The organism is Frisingicoccus sp., assembly GCA_016298055.1.
Taxonomy (GTDB): domain Bacteria; phylum Bacillota; class Clostridia; order Lachnospirales; family Lachnospiraceae; genus Frisingicoccus.
The window spans coordinates 1-4,218 of sequence record JAEDDO010000157.1; the positions used below are offsets into that span (position 1 = coordinate 1).

Sequence of the window (4,218 nt, forward strand, 5' to 3'; positions counted from 1 at the left end):
CATTGATCGTGCCGGAGCAAAAATACAGTACGACAGTTATTGTAAGAAGATTCTAGGCAGTAAAATGATCCTGGCATGGATTTTGCAGGCTTCTATAGAGGAATATAAATATGTAACTCATGACTGCATCATACAATGTATTGAGAATGAGCCAGACATAGGAACGTTTTATGTAGATCCTGGAAAAAATACAAAAGATAGAATAGAAGGTTTAAATACAGAAGATAAAGATGATGATGAAGGAACAATTAAATATGATATTCGTTTTATAGCTCGTATTCCCAAACAAGATGAAAATATTCGAATTATAATCAATGTGGAAGCTCAAAAAAACTTTTATCCAGGATATCCGATATTATCACGAGGTGTGTATTATGGTGCACGTATGATCTCTTCACAAAATGGTGTGGAATTTATTCAGCCCTATTATGGTGATATCAAAAAAGTGTATTCAATCTGGATCTGTGCAAACGCACCAAAATATATTGGTAATGCGATTTCAGTATATGAGCTGAAGAAAAGAGATATTGCCGGAGATATACCGGATATTCAGAGTGATTATGATAAAATAGCTATTGTTATGATATGTCTAAACAACAAGGTAAATCGGGAAAAGGGATTTTTTGATATGATCAATACACTGCTGGCACCAGATCTTAATATTGATATAAAGAAAGAAATTTTAGAAAATGAGTATCATATACCAATGGATGATGGATTAGGAAAGGAGTTGGAATTGATGTGTAATGTGTCTGATTATGTATGGGAATATGCCTATGAAAATGGAATGGAAGCTGGAATGGAAGCTGGAAGAGAAGCTGGAATGAAGGCCGGAAGAGAAGCTGGAAGGGCGGATGCAGTACATGAGATAGTAAGAGAGCTTCTAAAGGACGGAACTGTCGGAGAGGATTTTATTATTAGAGTGACGCAAATCAGTACGGAAAAGTTAAATGAAATTAAAGCTTTACTGTAATCTTCATAAATAGAATTGCTTAATTGCTGAAAGTTTGATAAACTAAGTATCAGTGTCCCTGAAAACGGGAAAAAAGTTATTTAAGGAGATCTATATTAATGAACACACAGGAAGTTTTAGCAGTTGTTGCAGGAGAGAAAATTACAAATGCAGATTTAGATGCTTTTTTACAGACTGTTCCAAAGGAACAGAGATTATATGCCTCAGATCCTCAGTTTCGTGGCCAGTATCTGGAGCAATTGATTGCATTTCGTTCTTTTGCAAAATATGGCGAAGATATGAAACTGGACGAAACAGAAGAATTTAAAAAGATTATGGAGAACATGAAGCGAGAAGTGCTTGCTCAATTGGCAATTAATACCTCTCTTAAAGATGTAACAGCATCAGATCAGGAAGCTGTTCAATATTATGAAGCGAATAAAAAACGTTTCGAAAAGGGTGCAACTGTTCATGCGAAGCATATTCTGGTCAATGAGGAAAAAGAATGTCAGGATATTTATAACGCAATCAAAAATGGAGATATTGCATTTGAGGATGCTGCGAAAGCGTCTTCCACATGTCCTTCAAAAGCTCAGGGCGGAGATTTGGGTGAGTTTGGAAGAGGTCAGATGGTTAAAGAATTTGAAGATGCAGCCTTCTCTGCTGAAATCGGAGTTGTTGTTGGACCGGTCAAAACCCAGTTTGGATATCATTTGATTAAAGTTGTCGATAAACACGAAGCTGGTGCAATGCCATTTGATGCGGTAAAAGGACAGATTATGAATACGCTTGTTCAGCAGAAACAAAATCAGGTTTATACAGCAAAACTGAATGAGCTTAAAGAAAAATACGTTGAAAAATAAGCTGTAAAATTAAAGGAGAAACCTTTTGAATAAATTATTCGAAGGGTTTCTTTTTTTATTTATAAAGATTTTTATAAAAAAGTTCCAAAAAGTAGTTGACATATAGGAAAAGTAGGAATATAATCTAGAAAAACAACAAATCATATCTGAAAGGTAGGTAAAAAGTATGTCAAATATTTATAAAGGAACACTTGGTTTAATCGGTAATACACCTCTGGTGGAAGCAGTGAATATTGAGAAAGAATTAGGACTGGAAACACGCATTTTGCTGAAACTTGAATATTTTAATCCTGCAGGAAGCGTCAAAGACAGAATTGCAAAGGCTATGATTGAGGACGCAGAAGAGAAAGGTGTTTTAAAAGAAGGTTCTGTTATTATTGAGCCGACATCGGGCAACACAGGTATTGGCCTTGCAGCAATCGCAGCAGCGAAAGGTTATCGGATTATTTTAACAATGCCGGAAACGATGAGTGTTGAGCGACGTAATATTTTAAAGGCATATGGTGCCGAGCTTGTACTGACAGATGGTGCTCTTGGTATGAAGGGTGCTATTGCAAAAGCAGATGAACTGGCAAAAGAGATTCCAAACAGTTTTATCCCTGGACAGTTTGTTAACCCGGCAAATCCTGCCATTCATAAGAGTACAACAGGTCCTGAAATATGGAGAGATACGGATGGGGAAGTAGATTACTTTATAGCAGGTGTGGGAACCGGCGGAACGATTACAGGTGTTGGTGAATACCTGAAATCACAGAATCCGAATGTAAAGGTTGTCGCAGTTGAACCGGATAGTTCACCAGTCCTTACAGAAGGTAAGAGCGGACCTCATAAGATTCAGGGTATCGGTGCCGGATTTGTACCGGATGTATTGAATACAAAAATTTATGATGAGATCATACGTGTGGAAAATGATGATGCATTTGCAACAGGAAAATTAATAGCTAAAAAAGAAGGCGTGCTTGTAGGTATTTCATCCGGAGCTGCTTTATATGCAGCTCTTCAGTTATCAAAGAGACCTGAGAATAAAGGCAAGACAATCGTTGTTCTTTTGCCGGATACAGGTGACCGTTACTATTCAACACCATTATTTACAGAATGAAAATATAAGGAGACAGATATCATGGGAGAAAAAATTACAAGAGAAAATAGAAAATTTAAATTTGAAACATTACAGTTACACGTTGGCCAGGAAAGTCCAGATCCGGTAACCGATGCCAGAGCGGTTCCGATTTATCAGACATCATCCTATGTTTTCAGAAACAGTGATCATGCGGCAGCACGTTTTGGTCTGGCTGATGCAGGTAATATCTACGGACGTCTGACAAATCCTACAGAAGATGTATTTGAAAAACGTATTGCAGCTTTGGAAGGCGGTGTTGCAGCTCTTGCGGTGGCTTCAGGAGCAGCAGCTATTTCATACACGATTGAAAATTTAGCACAGAATGGGGATCACATCGTGTCAGCCAAGAACATTTATGGTGGTTCTTACAATCTGCTGGCACACACACTTCCTCAGTATGGTATTACGACAACATTTGTAGATATATTTAATTATGAAGAAGTGGAAGCAGCTATTCAGGACAATACAAAAGCAATTTTCATCGAAACATTGGGAAATCCAAAATCTGATGTTGTGGATATTGAGGCTGTGGCAGAAATTGCTCATAAACATAAAATTCCCCTTGTTGTAGATAATACTTTCGCTACACCGTATCTTGTACGTCCGATAGAATATGGGGCAGATATCGTTGTACATTCAGCTACAAAATTTATCGGCGGACATGGAACGACTATCGGCGGTGTCATTATTGACAGCGGTAAATTTGACTGGGAAGCGTCCGGAAAGTTTGCGTCATTGACAGAACCGAACCCAAGTTATCACGGTATCAGTTTTACAAAAGCAGTTGGTGCAGCCGCATTTGTTACAAAAATCCGTGCGATTCTTTTAAGAGATACTGGTGCTACATTGTCTCCATTCCACGCATTTTTCTTCCTTCAGGGGCTGGAGACGCTCTCACTTCGAGTTGAACGTCATGTGGAAAATGCATTGAAGGTTGTGGAATATTTAAACAATCATCCGCAGGTAGAGGCTGTTCATCATCCATCTGTATCCGATGATGAGAGTCAGAAAGCTTTATATAAGAAATATTTCCCGAATGGCGGAGGCTCTATCTTTACATTCGAAATTAAAGGTGATGCCCAGAAAGCGAAAGATTTTATTGATAATCTTGAATTATTCTCTCTTCTTGCAAATGTGGCAGACGTTAAGTCACTTGTCATTCATCCGGCGACAACGACTCACAGCCAGTGCACAGAGGAAGAACTTCTTGATCAGGGAATTAAACCAAATACCATTCGTCTGTCTATTGGAACAGAAAATATTGATGATATTATTCAGGATCT

General features: G+C 38.1%; 4 protein-coding genes. All 4 read left to right on the plus strand.

Annotated elements, in window-relative coordinates:
- On the plus strand, positions 1 to 973 hold a 973-nt coding region (locus tag QZZ35_RS09610; RefSeq protein ID WP_291237201.1), incomplete at its 5' end, for a hypothetical protein.
- A 98-nt stretch (positions 974 to 1,071) separates the two neighbouring features.
- Positions 1,072 to 1,815, plus strand: a complete 744-nt coding sequence (locus tag QZZ35_RS09615) for a peptidylprolyl isomerase (RefSeq protein ID WP_291237202.1) — start codon at positions 1,072 to 1,074, stop codon at positions 1,813 to 1,815.
- Positions 1,816 to 1,981: 166 nt separating this feature from the next.
- On the plus strand, positions 1,982 to 2,914 hold the full coding sequence (cysK, locus tag QZZ35_RS09620; RefSeq protein ID WP_291235309.1) for a cysteine synthase A: 933 nt from the start codon (positions 1,982 to 1,984) through the stop codon (positions 2,912 to 2,914).
- Positions 2,915 to 2,935: 21 nt separating this feature from the next.
- Positions 2,936 to 4,218 (plus strand): O-acetylhomoserine aminocarboxypropyltransferase/cysteine synthase family protein (locus QZZ35_RS09625; RefSeq protein WP_291237203.1); only part of this gene is annotated, 1,283 nt, incomplete at its 3' end.